19 protein-coding genes are annotated in these 17,389 nt (G+C 69.9%); 9 read left to right on the forward strand and 10 right to left on the reverse strand.

Going from position 1 to position 17,389, the window contains the following annotated elements; genetic code table 11:
* The first annotated feature begins 112 nt into the window (after window positions 1-112).
* The 9 genes from BLS74_RS00135 to deoA all read left to right on the forward strand — a co-directional run bounded on the left by BLS74_RS00135 (window position 113) and on the right by deoA (window position 9,833).
* On the forward strand, window positions 113-1,084 hold the full coding sequence (locus BLS74_RS00135) for a BMP family lipoprotein (RefSeq protein WP_093102651.1): 972 nt from the start codon (window positions 113-115) through the stop codon (window positions 1,082-1,084).
* 143 nt (window positions 1,085-1,227) lie between these two features.
* Window positions 1,228-2,778 carry an ABC transporter ATP-binding protein gene (locus BLS74_RS00140; protein WP_093101990.1) on the forward strand — a complete coding sequence of 517 codons (1,551 nt, stop codon included), beginning with the start codon at window positions 1,228-1,230 and terminating at the stop codon, window positions 2,776-2,778.
* Window positions 2,775-3,917, forward strand: coding sequence for an ABC transporter permease (locus BLS74_RS00145; protein WP_093101992.1), 1,143 nt, complete (start codon window positions 2,775-2,777; stop codon window positions 3,915-3,917). The genes BLS74_RS00140 and BLS74_RS00145 overlap by 4 nt, the downstream gene beginning before the upstream one ends.
* Window positions 3,910-4,878 carry an ABC transporter permease gene (locus tag BLS74_RS00150; protein WP_093101993.1) on the forward strand — a complete coding sequence of 323 codons (969 nt, stop codon included), beginning with the start codon at window positions 3,910-3,912 and terminating at the stop codon, window positions 4,876-4,878. The genes BLS74_RS00145 and BLS74_RS00150 overlap by 8 nt, the downstream gene beginning before the upstream one ends.
* Window positions 4,875-5,294, forward strand: coding sequence for a cytidine deaminase (locus BLS74_RS00155; RefSeq protein ID WP_244503692.1), 420 nt, complete (start codon window positions 4,875-4,877; stop codon window positions 5,292-5,294). Before BLS74_RS00150 ends, BLS74_RS00155 begins: the two co-directional genes overlap by 4 nt.
* Window positions 5,291-6,088 carry a purine-nucleoside phosphorylase gene (locus BLS74_RS00160; protein WP_093101995.1) on the forward strand — a complete coding sequence of 266 codons (798 nt, stop codon included), beginning with the start codon at window positions 5,291-5,293 and terminating at the stop codon, window positions 6,086-6,088. Before BLS74_RS00155 ends, BLS74_RS00160 begins: the two co-directional genes overlap by 4 nt.
* Before the next feature lie 22 nt (window positions 6,089-6,110).
* Window positions 6,111-7,718 (forward strand): bifunctional UDP-sugar hydrolase/5'-nucleotidase UshA, encoded by a 1,608-nt coding sequence (gene ushA, locus BLS74_RS00165; RefSeq protein ID WP_093101996.1) that lies wholly within the window; start codon window positions 6,111-6,113, stop codon window positions 7,716-7,718.
* Window positions 7,719-7,731: 13 nt separating this feature from the next.
* Window positions 7,732-8,493: a deoxyribose-phosphate aldolase gene (gene deoC / locus BLS74_RS00170; protein WP_093102654.1), complete on the forward strand. Its 762-nt coding sequence runs from the start codon at window positions 7,732-7,734 to the stop codon at window positions 8,491-8,493.
* Window positions 8,493-9,833, forward strand: coding sequence for a thymidine phosphorylase (gene deoA, locus BLS74_RS00175; RefSeq protein WP_093101998.1), 1,341 nt, complete (start codon window positions 8,493-8,495; stop codon window positions 9,831-9,833). The genes deoC and deoA overlap by 1 nt, the downstream gene beginning before the upstream one ends.
* Before the next feature lie 18 nt (window positions 9,834-9,851).
* Here the strand turns inward: deoA and fliR are convergent, their stop codons facing one another.
* From fliR to fliI, 10 genes are all read right to left on the reverse strand, one after another.
* Complete coding sequence (gene fliR, locus BLS74_RS00180; protein ID WP_093102000.1) at window positions 9,852-10,646, reverse strand: flagellar biosynthetic protein FliR; 795 nt, start codon at window positions 10,644-10,646, stop codon at window positions 9,852-9,854.
* Between the two features lie 7 nt (window positions 10,647-10,653).
* Window positions 10,654-10,923: a flagellar biosynthesis protein FliQ gene (gene fliQ / locus BLS74_RS00185; protein WP_093102001.1), complete on the reverse strand. Its 270-nt coding sequence runs from the start codon at window positions 10,921-10,923 to the stop codon at window positions 10,654-10,656.
* Window positions 10,920-11,687: a flagellar type III secretion system pore protein FliP gene (gene fliP / locus BLS74_RS00190; protein ID WP_093102003.1), complete on the reverse strand. Its 768-nt coding sequence runs from the start codon at window positions 11,685-11,687 to the stop codon at window positions 10,920-10,922. Before fliP ends, fliQ begins: the two co-directional genes overlap by 4 nt.
* Window positions 11,684-12,169 (reverse strand): flagellar biosynthetic protein FliO, encoded by a 486-nt coding sequence (gene fliO / locus BLS74_RS00195; RefSeq protein WP_093102005.1) that lies wholly within the window; start codon window positions 12,167-12,169, stop codon window positions 11,684-11,686. The genes fliP and fliO overlap by 4 nt, the downstream gene beginning before the upstream one ends.
* On the reverse strand, window positions 12,166-12,609 hold the full coding sequence (gene fliN / locus BLS74_RS00200) for a flagellar motor switch protein FliN (protein ID WP_093102006.1): 444 nt from the start codon (window positions 12,607-12,609) through the stop codon (window positions 12,166-12,168). Before fliN ends, fliO begins: the two co-directional genes overlap by 4 nt.
* Window positions 12,602-13,603: a flagellar motor switch protein FliM gene (gene fliM, locus BLS74_RS00205; protein ID WP_093102008.1), complete on the reverse strand. Its 1,002-nt coding sequence runs from the start codon at window positions 13,601-13,603 to the stop codon at window positions 12,602-12,604. Before fliM ends, fliN begins: the two co-directional genes overlap by 8 nt.
* 12 nt (window positions 13,604-13,615) lie before the next feature.
* Window positions 13,616-14,098, reverse strand: a complete 483-nt coding sequence (locus BLS74_RS00210; RefSeq protein WP_093102009.1) for a flagellar basal body-associated FliL family protein — start codon at window positions 14,096-14,098, stop codon at window positions 13,616-13,618.
* Window positions 14,099-14,197: 99 nt separating this feature from the next.
* Window positions 14,198-15,502 carry a flagellar hook-length control protein FliK gene (locus tag BLS74_RS00215; protein ID WP_093102011.1) on the reverse strand — a complete coding sequence of 435 codons (1,305 nt, stop codon included), beginning with the start codon at window positions 15,500-15,502 and terminating at the stop codon, window positions 14,198-14,200.
* Window positions 15,503-15,523: 21 nt separating this feature from the next.
* Window positions 15,524-15,979 (reverse strand): flagellar export protein FliJ, encoded by a 456-nt coding sequence (gene fliJ, locus BLS74_RS00220; protein WP_093102012.1) that lies wholly within the window; start codon window positions 15,977-15,979, stop codon window positions 15,524-15,526.
* Between the two features lie 8 nt (window positions 15,980-15,987).
* Complete coding sequence (fliI, locus tag BLS74_RS00225) at window positions 15,988-17,352, reverse strand: flagellar protein export ATPase FliI (protein WP_244503717.1); 1,365 nt, start codon at window positions 17,350-17,352, stop codon at window positions 15,988-15,990.
* Window positions 17,353-17,389 lie beyond the last annotated feature (37 nt).

Here is a 17,389-nt window from a genome sequence, read left to right on the forward strand (position 1 = left end):
TGCCCCGGGGTTGATGCGGCGCAAGTCTTGCTATCCTGACCCGAGGCTCTCGCAAGCCCTGCAACGCAGCAAGAAGTCTTACAGCCGGATCGCCAACACCAAGGATGCGCACATGAAACTCAACAAGGCCCTCGTCCTCGCTTTCGCCGCCGGCGCCACGCTGGTGGCAGGTGCCGAGCCGGCCATCGTCTACGACATGGGCGGCAAATTCGACAAGTCCTTCAACGAAGCGGCCTACCGCGGCGCAGAGATGTGGAAGAAGGAAAGCGGCAAGCCCTACCTCGACTTCGAGATCGCCAACGAGGCGCAGCGCGAGCAGGCCATGCGCCGCATGGCCGCGCGCGGCGCCAACCCGGTGATCGGCATCGGCTTCTCGCAGGGCAGCAGCATCGAGAAGGTGGCCAAGGAATTCCCCAAGCTCAACTTCGCGATCATCGACTCGGTGGTCAAGCTGCCCAATGTCGAATCGATCGTGTTCAAGGAGCAGGAGGGAAGCTTCCTGGTCGGCATGATGGCGGCGCTGGCCAGCAAGAGCGGCAAGGTCGGCTTCGTCGGCGGCATGGACATTCCGTTGATCCGCAAGTTCCAGTGCGGCTACGAGCAGGGCGCCAAGTACGCCAACCCGAAGGTCGAGGTGAGCTCGGTCATGACCGGCACCACGCCCGCCGCCTGGAGCGACCCGACGCGCGGCAGCGAACTCGCCAAGGCGCAGTTCGCCAAGGGTGTCGACGTGGTGTTCGCCGCCGCCGGCGGCACCGGCTCGGGCGTCTACCAGGCCGCCAAGGATGCGGGCAAGCTGGCCATCGGCGTCGACAGCAACCAGAACCACCTGCAGCCGGGCACCATGCTGACCTCGATGGTCAAGCGCGTCGACGTGGCGGTGCTCAACGCCGCGAAGAAGCCGACCCCGGGCGTCACCTCGCTGGGCCTGAAGGAAGGCGGGGTCGACTACGCGCTGGACGAGCACAACGCCAAGCTGGTGAGCGCCGACATGAAGGCGAAGGTCGACGCGGCCAAGGCCGACATCATTGCGGGCAAGATCAAGGTGGCCGACTACATGGCCGACAACGCCTGCAAACTGTGACTCTCCCCCAGGCTTCGCGCACTTCGTGTCGCTACGCCAACCCCCTCACCGGGGGCAACACCAGCGGCCCGGCAAAGCCGGTTCCGCGGTGTTCCTGGTATCGCGTGGGGGCATTCGCCTTGCGTGGGGCGCGCTGAAATTCCATGAACGAGAGCCCCGCGCCCGCGGTGCGCATGACGCGCATCGACAAGCACTTCGGCGCCGTCCACGCGAATCGCGAAGTCACGCTCACGGTGCCGGCCGGCACGGTGCATGGCGTGGTGGGCGAGAACGGCGCCGGCAAGAGCACGCTGATGTCGATCCTGTACGGCTTCTACCAGGCCGACAGCGGCGAGATCGAGATCGAAGGCAAGGCTGCGCAGATTCGCGGCGCGCATGAAGCCATTGCCCTGGGCATCGGCATGGTGCACCAGCACTTCATGCTGGTCGAGACGTTTTCCGCGCTCGACAACATCCTGCTCGGCGCCGAGCCGCACTGGCGGCTGCCGAACGCGCGCGCGCAGGTGCGCACGCGCCTCGAGGCGCTGATGCGCGACAGCGGCCTGCAAGTGCGGCTGGACCTGCCGGTCGAACAGCTGCCGGTTGGCGAACGCCAGCGCTTGGAGATCCTCAAGGCGCTGTTTCGCGGCGCGCGCATCCTGATCCTCGACGAGCCGACGGCGGTGCTCACGCCGCAGGAGACCGAGCAGCTGTTCGACACGCTGCGGGCCTTGCGCGCGCGCGGCACCACGGTGCTGCTGATCACGCACAAGCTCAAGGAAATCATGGCGCTGTGCGACGCGGTGACGGTGATGCGCGCGGGCGCCGTGGTGCTGGCCTGCGCCACGGCCGACACCAGCGTCGACGCGCTCGCGCAGGCCATGGTCGGACGCCGCGTGCAGATGGGGCGCGTGGACAGCGCCGCGCGCGCCGCGAGCGCCGCGCCGCTGCTCGAAGCGCGCGGCCTGAACTGGCGCGACGCGCAGGGCACGCCGCGCCTGGTCGACGTGTCGCTGCAGTTGCGTGCGGGCGAGATCGTCGGCATCGCGGGCGTCTCGGGCAACGGCCAGAGCGAGCTGCTGGAGGTGCTCTCGGGCATGCTGGCGCCGCAGGCCGGCACGCTCACGCTGGGCTCGCGCTCCTTCACGCGCGAGCATTGGCTCGACCCTGAAGCCGCGCGCGAAGCAGGGCTCGCCCATGTGCCGGAAGATCGGCACCGGCGCGGCCTGGTGCTGCCCTTCGCGGCCTGGGAATCGGCCGTGCTCGGCTATCAGCGGCGCCCGCGCTACAGCCGGCACGGCTGGATGAGGCAGTCGGCCATGCAGGCCGACACCGCGCGGATGATGGACGAGTACGACGTGAGGCCGCGCAATGTGCGCCTGACGAGCGCCAAGTTCTCCGGCGGCAACCAGCAGAAGCTGGTGCTGGCGCGCGAAGCCGCGCCGAAGCCGCGGGTGCTGCTGGTGGGCCAGCCGACGCGCGGGGTCGATATCGGCGCCATCGAGTTCATCCACGGTCGCCTGCGCGCGATGGCGGCCGGCGGCGGTGCGGTGCTCGTCGTCTCGTCCGAGCTCGACGAGATCCTGGCGCTGGCCGACCGCGTGCTCGTGATGGCCGGCGGACGCATCGTCGGCGAGCGCCCGGTTGCCCAGTGCGACGAGACCACGCTGGGCCGCCTGATGTGCGGCGCGGGCGACGAGGTCGCGAAGTCGTGAATCCTCAAGGCACCGATCTGCCGCGATGGATCGACCTCTTGGTCCTGCCGCTCGTCAACCTCGCGCTGGCCCTCCTGGCCTGCGGCATCGTCGTCGCCGTGGTCGGCCACAACCCCTGGCAGGTGCTCACGCTGCTGATCCAGGGTGCCTTCGGCAGCCGCATGGGCCTGAGCTACACGCTGTACTACGCCACCACCTTCGTCTTCACCGGCCTGGCGGTGGCGGTCGCTTTCCATGCGGGCCTGTTCAACATCGGCGGCGAAGGCCAGGCCATGATGGGCGGGCTGGGCACCGCGCTGGCGGCCCTGGCGCTGGGCGAACACCTGCCGCGCTGGGCCATGCTGCCGCTGATGATCGGCGCCGCCATGCTGTTCGGCATGTGCTGGGCCGCGGTGCCGGCGGCGCTGCAGGCCTGGCGCGGCAGCCATGTGGTGATCACCACCATCATGTTCAACTTCATCGCCTCGGCGCTCCTGGCCTATCTGCTGGTCGACGTGCTCAAGGAGCCCGGCAACATGACGGTGGAGAGCCGCGCCTTCGCGCCGTCGGCGCACCTGCCCGGCGTGCACGAAGCGATCGCCGGCCTCGGCATCGAATGGCCGGCCTCGCCGCTCAACCTGAGCGTGCTGCTGGCGCTGGCCGCGGCCGTGGCCGTGTACCTGCTGCTGTGGCGCTCGCAGCCGGGCTACGCCATCCGCGCGGTCGGCCATGCGCCGGAGGCGGCGCACTACGGTGGCATGCGGCCGCGCGTGCAGATCATGGTGTCGATGGCGTTGTCCGGCGCGCTGGCCGGGCTGGTGGGCATCAACGAGATCGCGGGCGTGCACGGGCGCTTGCTGCTCGAGTATGTGGTGGGCGCCGGCTTCGCCGGCATCGCAGTCTCGCTGATCGGGCGCAACCACCCGGTGGGCATCGTGCTGGCAGCGCTGCTCTTCGGCGCGCTGTACCAGGGCGGCTCCGAACTGGCCTTCGAGATTCCCGGTTTCAGCCGCGACATGGTGTACACGCTGCAGGGCCTGATCGTGCTGTTCTCCGGCGCGCTGGCGCATGTGGCGGCGCCGACGCTGGCACGGCTGTGGCGCGCGACGCGCCGTGCGCCACGCGCCGCGGCGGCAGCAGGGAGCACCGTCGATGGATGAAGTCGCGCTCGGCACCTTGCTGGCCTCGACCCTGCGCGTGGCGACGCCGCTGATCCTGTGCGCGCTGGCCGGTGCGCTGGCCGAGCGCTCGGGCGTGATCGATCTGGGCCTCGAAGGCAAGATGCTGTCCTGCGCTTTCGCCGCCGGCAGCGTCGCTGCGCTGAGCGGCTCCTTGGCCCTGGCCCTGGCCGTGTCGCTCATCGTCGGCGTCGCGCTCTCGCTGCTGCAGGGCTTCGGCTGCGTGACCCATCGCGGCGACCAGGTGGTGATGGGCATGGCCATCACCATGACGGCCGCCGGGCTGACGGTGGTGCTGGGCATCGCGTGGTTCCAGCAGGGCGGCCAGACGCCCCCGCTGCCCGACACGGTGCGCCTCGCGCCGTGGGGGGCGGGCGCCGGCGAGGCGCTGCGCGCGCTGCCCTGGGTGGGCACGGTGCTGGGGCTGGGCCTGTTCGGCCACAACGCGCTGGTGTATCTCGCCATCGCGCTGGTGCCGGCCGTCTGGTGGCTGCTGTTTCGCACCCGCTTCGGCCTGCGCCTGCGCGCCACCGGCGAGAACCCGGCCATGGTGGATGCGGCGGGCGTTTCCATCACCGCGCTGCGCTACCGGGCGCTCATGCTCAACGGCGTGCTGTGCTCCCTGGCCGGCAGCTACCTGGTGCTGGCGCAGAATCCGTCGTTCATGCCGAACATGACGGCCGGCCGCGGCTACATGGCCCTGGCCGCCATGATCTTCGGCAAGTGGCATCCGGTCGGCGCCTTTTTCGCCTGCCTGTTGTTCGGCTTTCTCGATGCGGTGTCGATCCGCTTGCAGGGCACGGTGCTGCCCTTGGTCGGCGCCGTGCCGGTGCAGGCGGTCCAGGCCTTGCCCTACCTGATGACGGTGGTGCTGTTGGCCGGCTTCGTGGGCAAGGCGCGTGCGCCCAAGGCGCTCGGCATCCCGTACGTGAAGGAGCGATGATGGCCGTTTCGCAGACCCAGATGACGCAGTTGATTGATGCCGCCCGCGCCGCCCGCGAGCGCGCCTATGCACCCTATTCGAAGTTCGCGGTCGGCGCCGCGCTGCTCGACGAACGCGGCCAGGTCCATGCGGGTTGCAACATCGAGAACGCCGCCTATCCCCAGGGCCAGTGCGCCGAGGCCTCGGCGCTCGCGCACCTGGTGCTGGCCGGCGGCACGCGGGTGCTGGCGGCGGTGGTGGTCGGTGTGGCCGAGGCGCCCGTCACGCCGTGCGGCGGCTGTCGCCAGAAGCTGCGCGAGTTCGCCGACGACGACACGCCGGTATGGTGTGCCGACCTGCGCGAGGTGCGCGGCCGCTACACGCTGGGCGAGCTGCTGCCGGCGAGCTTTGGTCCGGCGCATCTTCCGTCGCCATGAACGCCATCGAAGCCAGTGCTGCGCGCATCCGCGCCAAGGGCCTCGCGCCCGAGCTGGCCGTCGTGCTCGGCTCCGGCTGGGACCGCGCGGCCGAACTCGTCGAGGCGCCGGAAGACATCCCCTATCCCGAGCTGCCCGCCTTCCCGGCGCTGAACGTCGCCGGCCATGCCGGCATCCTGCGGCTGGGCCGCATCGGCGGCCGCGCGGTCGCGCTCTTGCGCGGCCGCAAGCACGTCTACGAAAGCGGCGACGCGGCGGCCATGAAGGGCCCAATCCGCAGCCTGGCCGCCGCCGGCTGCCGCATCCTCGTGCTGACCAATGCCGCCGGCAGCCTGGACGCGAACATGGGCCCGGGCTCGCTGATGCTGATCGCCGATCATCTCAACATGGCCCAGCGCACGCCGCTGCACGACGAGCCCGGCTCGGACCGCTTCGTCGACATGAGCGATGCCTACGATCCGGCCTTGCGCGCGCAGGCCCGCGCCGCGGCCGCGCAGGCGGGCATCGCGCTGCACGAAGGCGTCTATGCCTGGGTGCTGGGCCCGCAGTTCGAGACCCCGGCCGAGATCCGCATGCTGCGCCTGCTGGGCGCGCAGGCCGTGGGCATGAGCACCGTGCCCGAAGCCATCCTGGCCCGCCACGCGGGCCTGAAGGTGCTGGCCTTCTCGATGCTCACCAACATGGCCGCGGGGCTCTCCGATGAAAGCCTGAGCCACGCCCACACCCTGCGCAACGCGCGCGCCGCCGACCAGGACGCATCGCGCCTGCTCGCAGCGGTCATTGCAGCGATCTGATCTGCTCTGGAGGATTCGACCCATGCGCATGCCATTCATCGCCGCCGCCGCCGCGCTGGCCCTGCTGGCCGGCTGCGCCACGGCGCCGGGCGAGCGCGCGCCGATCAAGCTGACCGTGCTGCACACCAACGACCACCACGGCCGCTTCTGGACCAATGCCGACGGCGAATACGGCATGGCCGCGCGCAAGACGCTCATCGACCGCCTGCGCGCCGAGGTGCGGGCCAGCGGCGGCTACACGCTGCTGCTCGACGGCGGCGACATCAACACCGGCGTGCCCGAGTCCGACCTGCAGGACGCCGAGCCCGACTTCAAGGGCATGAAGCTGCTCGGCTACGACGCCTCGGCGGTCGGCAACCACGAGTTCGACAAGCCGCCCGCGGTGCTGGACAAGCAGCGCCAGTGGGCCGGCTTTCCGCTGCTCTCGGCCAACATCTACAAGAACGGCCAGCGCATGTTCGAGCCCTACCGCGTGTTCGAGCGCGGCGGCTTGCGGATCGCGGTGCTGGGCCTGACCACCGACGACACGGCCAGGATGGTGATGCCCGCCAACATCGCGGGCATCGAATTCCGCAAGCCCATCGAGGAGGCGGCCCAACTGCTGCCCGAGCTGCGCGCCAAGGCCGACATGGTGATCGCCGCCACCCACATGGGCCACTACACCGACGGCCGGCGCGGCGTCAACGCGCCGGGCGATGTGGAGATGGCGCGCGCCACTCGCGGGCTCGACCTGATCGTCGGCGGCCACAGCCAGAACCCGGTCTGCATGCTGCAGGAAAACCTGCGCAACGACGCCTACGTGCCCGGCACGCCCTGCGCGCCCGACCGTCAGAACGGCACCTGGATCGTGCAGGCGCACGAATGGGGCAAGTACGTGGGCCGGGCCGACTTCGAGGTGCGCCCGGGCCGGATCGAGTTGATCAAGTACCAGCTGATTCCGGTCAACCTCAAGCGCACTGTGGACGGCAAGAAGGTCGCGTATGAAGAGACCATTCCCGAGGACGCCGGCGTGCGCGCCTTCCTGCAGCCCTTCCAGGACAACGGGCAGGCGCAGCTGACGGTGCCGGTGGGCGAAGCGGCCGGCGTGTTCGACGGTGATCGCGAACGGGTGCGCAGGCAAGCCACCAATCTCGGCCGGCTGATCGCCCAGGCCATGCGCGACAAGACGGGCGCCGATGTCGCGCTCATGAATTCGGGCGGGGTGCGCGATTCGCTGCCCGAAGGCCGCATCACCTACCGCGACGTGCTCAAGGTCCAGCCTTTCGGCAATCAGGTGACCGTGGTACAGCTCACGGGCGCCGAGCTGCTGGGCTACCTCGAAGCCGCGGCCAGGATGACACCGGGCTCGGGCGGCTTCCCGCAGACGGCGGGCGTGCAGATGCTGATCGAAGGCGGACAGCTGAAGGATGCCAAGGTCAACGGCCAGCCCATCGACCCGCGGCGCGCGTACCGGCTGGCGATCAACAACTTCACTGCCACCGGCGGCGACGGCTATCCCAAGCTGGCGACGCATCCGGGCTACCTCAACACCGGCTTCGTCGATGCCGAGGTGCTGCGCGCCTACATCGCCGGCCGCAGCCCGCTCAAGGCCGCCGACTACGCACCGGGCGACGAGGTGTTAAGGAGATGATGTGGAAACCGACATGACACGCGACGCGCGCATTGCGCTGGCCTGCCTGGACCTGACCAGCCTCAACGACGGCGACGACGCGGCCGCCATCGATGCCTTGTGCGCCAAGGCGCAAGGGCCGGCCGGCCCGCCGGCGGCGCTGTGCGTGTGGCCGCGCTTCGTGGCGCAGGCCAGGGCCGCGCTGCCGGCATCGATCCGCGTCGCGGCCGTGGCCAACTTCCCCGACGGCGCGCTCGACAGCGAACGCGCCTTGCGCGAGACGCAGGCCATCCTCGCGGCCGGCGGCGACGAAGTGGACCTGGTCCTGCCCTGGCGCGCTCTCGCCGCGGGCAATGCGGACAGCGCGGCGGCCCTGGTCGCGCAGGTGCGCGCGGCCTGCGCGGGCAAGACGCTCAAGCTCATCATCGAATCCGGCGAACTTCAGTCGCCAGAACTGATCCGCCAGGCCTGCCGCATCGGGCTCGATGCCGGAGTTGACTTCCTCAAGACCAGCACCGGCAAGACGGCCACGGGCGCGACGCCCGATGCCGCGCGCGCGATGCTCGAGACCATTGCCGGCCACGCGCGAAAAGATGAGGTTGGCTTCAAGGCCTCGGGCGGCGTGCGCACGGTGGCCGATGCGGCGATCTACATCGCGCTGGCGTGCGAGATGCTGGGCGAGTCGGCCATCGGACCGAAGCGGCTGCGCTTCGGCGCCAGCGGCCTGCTGGCCGACATCGAGTCGGTGTTGTTGCAGAAAGGCGCCGGCAAGCCATCCGTTCCCGGAGACTATTGATGCTGCTGCCGGCCGAGGTCATCCGCGCCAAGCGCGATCGCCATGCGCTCTCGCCGGCGCAGATCGAAGCTTTCGTGCGCGGCCTCACCGACGGCAGCTGGAGCGAAGGCCAGATCGCCGCGCTGGCGATGGCGATCCTGCTCAACGGCATGGACGATGGCGAATGCGTGGCACTGACCCGCGGCATGACGCATTCCGGCGAAGTGCTGCAATGGCCCGATGTGTCGGGCCCGGTGCTCGACAAGCATTCCACCGGCGGTGTGGGCGACAAGGTGAGCCTCATGCTGGCGCCGATCGTCGCGGCCTGCGGCGGCGTGGTGCCGATGATCTCCGGCCGCGGCCTGGGCCACACCGGCGGCACGCTGGACAAGCTCGAATCGCTGGCGGGCTACCGCGTCGAGCCGTCGCTTGATGCGCTGCTCGCCGTTCTGCGCGATGCCGGCTGCGCCATCGTCGGCGCCGGCCCCACGCTGGCACCCGCCGACAAGCGGCTCTACGCGATTCGCGACGTGACGGCCACGGTCGAATCGCTGCCCTTGATCACCGCCAGCATCCTCTCCAAGAAGCTCGCGGCCGGGCTCGAGGGACTGGTGCTCGACGTGAAGGTGGGCAACGGCGCCTTCATGCCGCGCCTGGACGGCGCGCGGGCGCTGGCCAAGAGCATGGTCGACGTGGCGGCCGGCGCCGGCTTGCGCGCGGAGGCGCTGATCACCGACATGAACCAGGTGCTGGGCCGCAGCGCGGGCAATGCGCTCGAAGTGCGCGAAGCGATCGATTTCCTGATGGGCGACGAACGCGAGCCGCGGCTGCTCGAAGTGACCCTGGCGCTCGCGGCGCGGCTGCTGCGCCTGGGCGGCCTCGCGGCCGACCTGCCCGAGGCCAGGGCCCACGCCATGCGCGCGCTCGACAGCGGCGCGGCCGCCGAGCGTTTCGCGCGCATGGTGTCGGGCCTGGGTGGTGCGAGCGACCTCGGGCAAGCAGTGCGCCAACTGCCGGAGGCGCCGGTGCAATGCGATCTGCCGGCACCGCAAGACGGCGTACTGGTGGCGGCGGACGTGCGCGCCATCGGCCTGGCCATCGTTGCCCTGGGCGGCGGCCGGCGCCGCGCCGAAGACCGCATCGATCCGCGCGTCGGGCTCACGCAGGTGCTGCCGCTGGGCAGCAAGGTACGCAAGGGCGAGCCGCTGGCGCGCGTGCATGCGGCCAGCCAGGCCGATGCCGAAGCGGCGATCGCGGCGCTGCAGGCGGCCATGCGCATCGAAGAAGACGGCACGCAAGGGTCGGCGGCGTCTGATGTGCCGGCCCCGGTGATCTGCGCGGAGATCACGCGGGCGCCGTAGCGCGCCCCATGCCTGGACTCAAGGCCGCAAAGCCTGCGTCAACTCCATCACCGACGACAAGCCCGCCGCGATGCGCGGCGCGAGGAAGGCGCCCATCTGCGGTATCAGCAGTTGCAGCATGCCGATGCCCGCGAGCAGCGTCAGCGGAAAGCCCACCGCGAAGATGCTGAACTGCGGCGAGGCGCGGTTCAGGATGCCCATCGCCAGGTTGAGCGTGAGCAGCGCCGTGACCAGCGGCAGCGCCAGCATCAGGCCGTTGGCGAAGATCTGGCCGGCGCCCGCGACGAGGAACATCCAGCCGCGCGCGGCCAGCGGCGCGTCGGCAATCGGCAGGGTCTGGAAGCTCTCGGCGAGCGCGGCGATCAGCAGCAGGTGGCCGTCGAGCGCGAGGAAGATCAGCATCGCCAGCATGTGCAGCAGGCGCGCGACCACCATGGTGGCGCCGCCGCTCATCGGATCGAAGAAGGACGCGAAGGACAGGCCCATCTGCAGGCCGATGTACTCGCCCGCCGCCAGCACGGCGGCGAACACCAGCCGCATCGCGAAGCCGATGGCGCCGCCGATGAGCACCTGCTGCACCAGGATCCAGACGCCGCCCGCGGACACCACCGGCACCGGCGGCATCGGCCCGATGGTGGGCGCGACGGCCACCGCGAGCAGGGCCGCGATCGCGACCTTGATCTGCCGCGGCACGCCCGGCTCCCCGAAGATCGGCGCGGTGCTGACCAGCGCCAGCATGCGCACGAAGGGCCAGAGGAAGGCCACCATCCAGGCGTTGAGTTCCCCCGAGGTGACCGAAAAGACCGGCGGCATTGCGCCTCTAGGTCACGAGCTGCGGAATGCTCGAGAACAGCGTCCGCATGTAGTCCACGATCTGGCCCAGCATCCAGGGCCCGGCGATCACCAGCACAGCGAACACCGCCAGCAGCTTCGGGATGAAGGACAGCGTGGCTTCGTTGATCTGCGTGGCGGCCTGGAAGATGCTGATGACCAGGCCGACCACCAGCGCCACCAGCAGCAGCGGCGCGCCGAGCAGCAGCGACACATGGATCGCCTGGCTGCCGATGGCCATGACGGATTCGGGCGTCACAGATAGAAACTCTCGGCCAGCGCGCCGATCAGCAACTGCCAGCCGTCGGCCATGACGAAGAGCATCAGCTTGAAGGGCAGCGCGATGGAGGCGGGTGGCACCATCATCATGCCCATCGACATCAGCACGCTGGCCACCACGAGGTCGATGATGAGGAAGGGGATGAAGATGGTGAAGCCGATCTGGAACGCGGTCTTCAGCTCGCTGATCACGAAGGAGGGCAAGAGGATGCGCAGCGGCACTTCCTCAGGCCCTTCCATCGCCGGCACCTTGGCCAGCCGCGCGAAGAGCGCGAGGTCGTTCTCGCGGGTCTGCTTCAGCATGAAGGTCTTGAAGGGGCCGATGCCGCGTTCGAGCGCGCGCTCGGCGCTGATCTTGTTTTCGGAGAAGGGCTTGTAGGCCTCGTTGTAGACCTTGTCGAAGACCGGCGACATCACGAAGAAGGTCAGGAAGAGCGACAGGCCCACCAGGATCTGGTTGGGCGGCGACGATTGCGTGCCGATGGCGGTGCGCAGCAAGCCCAGCACGATGAGGATGCGCGTGAAGCTGGTCATGCACAGCAAGAGCGCCGGCAGGAAGGACAGCGAGGTCAGCAGCACCAGCGTCTGCACGCTCAGCGACCAGGTCTGGCTGCCGCCCGGGCCGGGCGTGCTCACGAGGCCGGGCAGGCCCTGCGCCCAGGCGGCGATCGGCAGTGCAGGCAGCACGAGCGCCAGCAGCAGGCCCGCGCGGCGCAGGCAGCGACGACGGTGGCCCTGCATCATTCGCCCGGCCGCGGCCTGACGCCGAGCGATTCGCGCAGCTTCTGCGCGAACAGGCCGAGCGCCTGGGAGGTTCTCGCATCCAGCGGCGTGGCCGCCGGCGCCGAGGCCAAGGCTTGCGCCGGCAGCGTGTGCAGGGTGTTGATCTGGCTGGCCGTGACGCCCAGCACGAGCCAGGTCGCACCCACTTCCACCACCACCACGCGCTCGCGCTGGCCGACCATGGAGCTCGACACCACCTTCACGAGATTGCCGCCGCCGAAGCGCTGCAGGCCGAAGCGGCGTGCCATCCATGCGCACGCAAAAATCAGCGCGAGCACCACCAGCATGCCGAAGCCGGCCTGCAGCAGGCCGGAGGCGCCGACTGCCGGCGCGGCCTCGGCGGCGGGTGTCGGCACGGTGGGCAGCGCCGCGCGCGCCGGCAGCGTGCATGCCCACGCAAGAAGAGAGGCCGCGGCCCGCAGCGGTCGCCTGCAAGGAATCATGAGCGGCTGAGCTTCTGCATGCGCTCGGAGGGCGTGACGATGTCGGTCAGACGGATGCCGTACTTCTCGTTCACCACCACCACCTCGCCCTGCGCGATCAGGTAGCCGTTGATCAGCACGTCCAGCGGCTGGCCGGCCAGGCCGTCGAGCTCGACCACCGAACCCTGCGAGAGCTGCAGCAGGTTCTTGATGGTGATGCGCGTGCGGCCGATCTCGGCCGTGAGCTGCACCGGCACATCGAGGATGCGTTCGATGTCGACCGGCGAGCTGTGGGCCGTCGGCGCGTTCTGGATCGGCTGGAAGACCTGTGCGCCGGCCGGCGCCGCCACGGGTGCGGGTGCGGCGGCCTGCAGGGGCGCGGGCGCGGAGGCCGCGGTCTGCTCGGCCAGCGCGCTGGCCCAGTCGTCCGCATCGCTGCTGGAAGGAGTGTTGTCAGTCATGGTCGTTCTTCAGATCGCTGTCTTGGTGGGAGATCATCTGTTGCACGCGCAGCGCATAGCGTTCGTTCGAGACGCCGAAGCCGCACTCCATCACCGGAATGCCGTCGACGCGCGCGACGACAGAGCTCGGCAGCTCGATCGGCAGCACGTCGCCGACCTGCAGCTTCATCAGCTCGCCGATGGTCGAGGGGATGGTCACGAAGTCGGCGCTGAGCTCGACGTCGGCGCTCTGCATCTGCTGCGACATCTGCTTGACCCAGCGCTTGTCGACCTCGATCTCGTCCTGCACCGGGTTGGACAGCAGGTCGCGGATCGGCTCGATCATCGAGTAGGGGATGCACACGTGCACGAAGCCGCCGACCGGGCCGAACTCGACCTGCAGCGTGGTGGTGATCACCACCTCGTTGGGCGCGACGATGTTGGCAAGCTTGCCGTGCATCTCGGCGCGCACGTAGTCGAAGGCGAGCGGAAACACCGGCTGCCAGGCGTCGCCGTAGCACTGCAGCGTGAGGTTCAGCAGGCGCTTGATGATGCGCTGCTCGGTGCGCGTGAAGTCGCGCCCTTCTACGCGCACGTGGTAGCGGCCGTCGCTGCCGAACAGGTTGTCCACCACCAGGAACACCAGCTTCGGATCGAACACGATCAGGGCGGTGCCGCGCAGCGGCTTGAAGTGCAGCATGTTGATGTTGGTCGGCACCGGCAGGTGGCGCACGAACTCGCCGTACTGCTGGATCTGCACCGGCCCGACCGAGATGTCGGCGCTGCGGCGCATGAAGTTCAGCAAGGAGCTGCGCAGATGACGCGCGAAACGCTCGTTGATGACCTCCAGCGTGTGCATGCGGCTGCGCACCACGCGGTCGGGCGCACCGAGGTCGTAGGCCGGCAGGCCGTCGGTGGCCGGCGTGGGCGCGCGGGTCTGGTCGACGGCTCCGCCGGTGACGCCTTGCAGCAGCGCATCGACCTCGTCCTGCGAGAGCACCTGTTCATAGGCCATGCCAGGAGACCCTTACTGCACCACGAAGGTGTTGAAGGAAACGCTGAAGATGTCCTGCGCGGGCAGGTTGGGACCGAGCGGCTTGTTGAGCTCGGCGCGGATCTCCTCGGCCAGCCGGGCCTTGTCCTGCGTGGACAGCAGCGATTCGGGCTGGCGGTTCGACAGCAGCAGCAGCAGCCGGCTGCGCAGCTCGGGCATGGATTCGACGATCTGCGTCTTGGCCTGCTCGTCGCGCACCTTGAGCGCCATGCCGATGTGCAGGAAGCGCCCGCGGCCTTCGGACTGCACGTTGACGGTCAGCGGTTCGAGCGTGACGAAGATGGGCTTCTGCGGCACCGGCGCGGCGGCTTCGCGTGCGAAGAGGTTGCTGCGGCTCAAGGCATAACCGCCGCCGCCGAGGGCGCACAGGCCGACGGCGATCAGCAGCCCGATCAGCAGCTTCGACGAGCGCGGCGCGGAGGGAGCGACTTGGGTGAGTGAGGGACTGGTGGCCATGGGTGGGAGCTGCTGCAAAACGATTCGGTCAATTCTTGGCCGGCGCACGCGCAAGCGAAGCGCCGATCAAGCGGGGGAAAGGGCCTCAGATCTCGCGTTTCAGGCGAAGGTATCGAGTCCGGCGCTGCCGGTACTGCGCGCGGCCACAGGCATGCGAGGCGCAACGGCATCGGTGCCCGTGTCCGCGCGCCCGGGATACGCCGCCTGCCGCGAGGACGAGGGCTGCTGCTGCGGCTGGCCGAAGCCGTCGCCTTGTCCGGCCCAGGGCCGCGACTCGGCACCGACCGAGGTCTGGCCCAGGCTGATGCCCTGCTCGGCGAGCGTGCTGCGCAATTGCGGCAGCGCGGCCTCGACGGCCTTGCGAACGGATTCATGGGCCGACACGAACATGGCCTGCGCCTGGTTGTCGCCGAGACTGAGCGTGACCTTGAGCGGGCCGAGGCCGGCCGGGTTGAGGTTGAGCTCGGCCACCTGATGGCCGCCGGTGCTCATGCGCAGCATCTGCTGGCCGATGGCCGGGCCCCATTCGTCGCTGCCGACCGGCGGTGCGACGGTCAACACGGGTGTGGGGCTGGCGGGTGCGCTGGCGCGCTCCACCGCCTGCGGCATGAAAGACGTCGATGTGGGGACCACAGTCGGGGACGCCGGGCTCTGCGCTGCGGCTGCATCGGCACGCTCGGTGCTCGTCGCGGCAGCCGGCACCGTCTTCGTCTCGTCGACGGAGGGCAGCGCGGGCGATGCCTTGGCCTGCTGTTGCGCGGCCGTGCCGGCGGCCAGGGCTTTCGCCGAGGGGAGGGCGCTTGCGGCCGGCGGCGGTGTTGCAGCGACGGCTGCCGGCGCGGCGGCGTCGGCAACGCTCGCATCCGCTGCCACGGGCACCGACTTGGCGGTGTTGGCCTGTGCCGCAGCCGCTTGTGCAGGAAGCGTTTTCGCCTCCGGGCCTGCGTCTTGCGTTGCGGGGAGGGTCTTGGCTGCTGCTTCGGTGCCGGCTTCGGTCAGGGCGGTCGCCGGCGGCGTCTGCGCAAGCAAGGGGTCTTGGGCAACATCCGTTGCCATCGACACCTCTGCCTTGGCTTCGCTCGGCAGGCCGGCGGCGGGCGTCGCCACGGCCGTCGGTTGAGGCGCGACCGGCGCGGGCGCGAACAGCGCGAAGGCCAGCAGATCGGAGACGAGCTCGTCCTTCTTGTCCGCGCCGCGCTCCGGCTTCGGAAGCGCAACGGCCTCGGCAGGCGCTGCGTCCGGCGATGCCTCGGACTTCCGCGCACCGGCGGCGCGCGAGCGCTCGAGCACCTCGCCGAAGCGCTGTCCCTGCGGCTCGTCGGCCGGGCGGCCGCGCGGGCCGGAGGATGTGAGCGGCTGGCTGGGCGCGGCCGGGCCGGCAGAGGGAGCGATGAAGGTGGACATGGCGGTTCCAGGTAGATGAGATCAGGGGCTCGAATGCGCCGCGCGGTCGATGAACTTGCGCGCCGCGCGCTCGTCGCTGTCGCGCTGTTCGCGCTTGGCCTGCACCATCGCTTCCTGGCGACGCAGGCGGTCGGCCAGGGTGTCGAAGGAGTTGAGGCGGCGCGCATGGTGCTGCCAGTCGCCACGGCCATGGTCGAGCCGGACATTCGTCTGGACGGCGATGGCGCGTTGCTGCTCGATGGCGCCGTCGAGCGTGCTGAGGAAATTGCGGTAGTTGCGCCACTGCGAGGCGGGCAGGCCGCTCTCCATCAGCAGCTGAAGCTGGTGGCTGTAGTCCTGGCGGTATTGCAGCAGCAGGTCCAGCTTCTGGTGCGCGCTGACCTGCGCGCTCTGCAAGGCACCCAGGCGCCGCGCGGCCTCTTCCTTCTGCGTGCGGGCCAGTTCGGTCAGGGTGTCGAGGGGGAGCTTCTTGGACATAACAGGTCCTATTTGCTTTCGAACAAACCGGTGATGTGCGCGATCGAGCCCGCGTAGTCGGCGCGCTCGTGCATCGCCTGCTGCAGGAAGGCTTCGATCTTGGGATACATCGCGATCGCCTGGTCCAGCTGCAGGTCGTGGCCGGCCGCATAGGCGCCGACGCTGATCAGGTCGCGGTTGCGCTGGTAGCGCGAGAGCATCTGCTTGAAGCGGCGCACGGTCTCGAACTGCGAGGGCGGAATCAGCGCGGTCATCGCGCGGCTGATGGAAGCCTCGATGTCGATGGCCGGGTAGTGGCCGGCCTCGGCCAGCGTGCGCGAGAGCACCACGTGGCCGTCGAGGATGGCGCGCGCCGAATCGGCGATCGGGTCCTGCTGGTCGTCGCCTTCGGACAGCACGGTGTAGAAGGCGGTGATGGATCCGCCGCGGCCTTGTGCATCGCGCGCGCCGTTGCCGGCACGCTCCACCAGCGCAGGCAGCTTCGCGAACACCGAAGGCGGGTAGCCCTTGGTGGCCGGCGGCTCTCCCACGGCCAGCGCGATCTCGCGCTGCGCCATCGCGTAGCGGGTGAGCGAATCCATGATCAAGAGCACGTCCTTGCCCTGGTCGCGGAAGTATTCGGCCAGGCAGGTCGCATAGGCCGCGCCCTGCAGGCGCAAGAGCGGCGAGTTGTCCGCCGGCGCGGCGACCACCACCGCGCGGGCCAGGCCTTCCTCGCCCAGCGTGTTCTCGATGAAGTCCTTCACCTCGCGGCCGCGTTCGCCGATCAGGCCGACCACGATCACCTCGGCGCTGGTGTAGCGCGCCATCATCCCGAGCAGCACGCTCTTGCCCACACCGGAGCCCGCGAACAGGCCCATGCGCTGGCCGCGGCCGACGGTGAGCATGGCGTTGATGGCGCGCACGCCGACGTCGAGCACCGAGTCGATGGGCGCGCGCGAGAGCGGATTGACCGGCGGCGAGGAGAGCGGCACCTTGCGGGCGATGTCGAGCGGGCCGAGCCCGTCGAGCGGGCGGCCGGCCGCATCGACCACGCGGCCGAGCATGCCTTCGCCGACCGGCAGCCGCTTGGTGTGCGAATCGCCGCCGGCGCCGGGCCCGCCCGTGCCGGGCCGCGCGAAGACGCGCGCACCGGGCAAGAGACCCGCCACTTCGCTCTGCGGCATCAGGAACAGGCGATCGCCGGCGAAGCCCACCACCTCGGCTTCGGCATGGCGCTGCGGATAGCCGGGCGGCAGCTCGATCAAGCAGTCGCTGCCCACGGGCAGCTGCAGGCCCACGGCTTCGAGCACCAGGCCCACCGCGCGGGTCAGTCGGCCCGAGTGGGTGGTGGTCGTGCAGTGGCTGACCTCGCTGCGCGCCTGGGCGAGCATGCCGCGCCAGGATTGCAGATGGGGGTTGGGTGCGAGC

The organism is Variovorax sp. CF079 (genome assembly GCF_900101545.1).
GTDB lineage: Bacteria > Pseudomonadota > Gammaproteobacteria > Burkholderiales > Burkholderiaceae_C > Variovorax.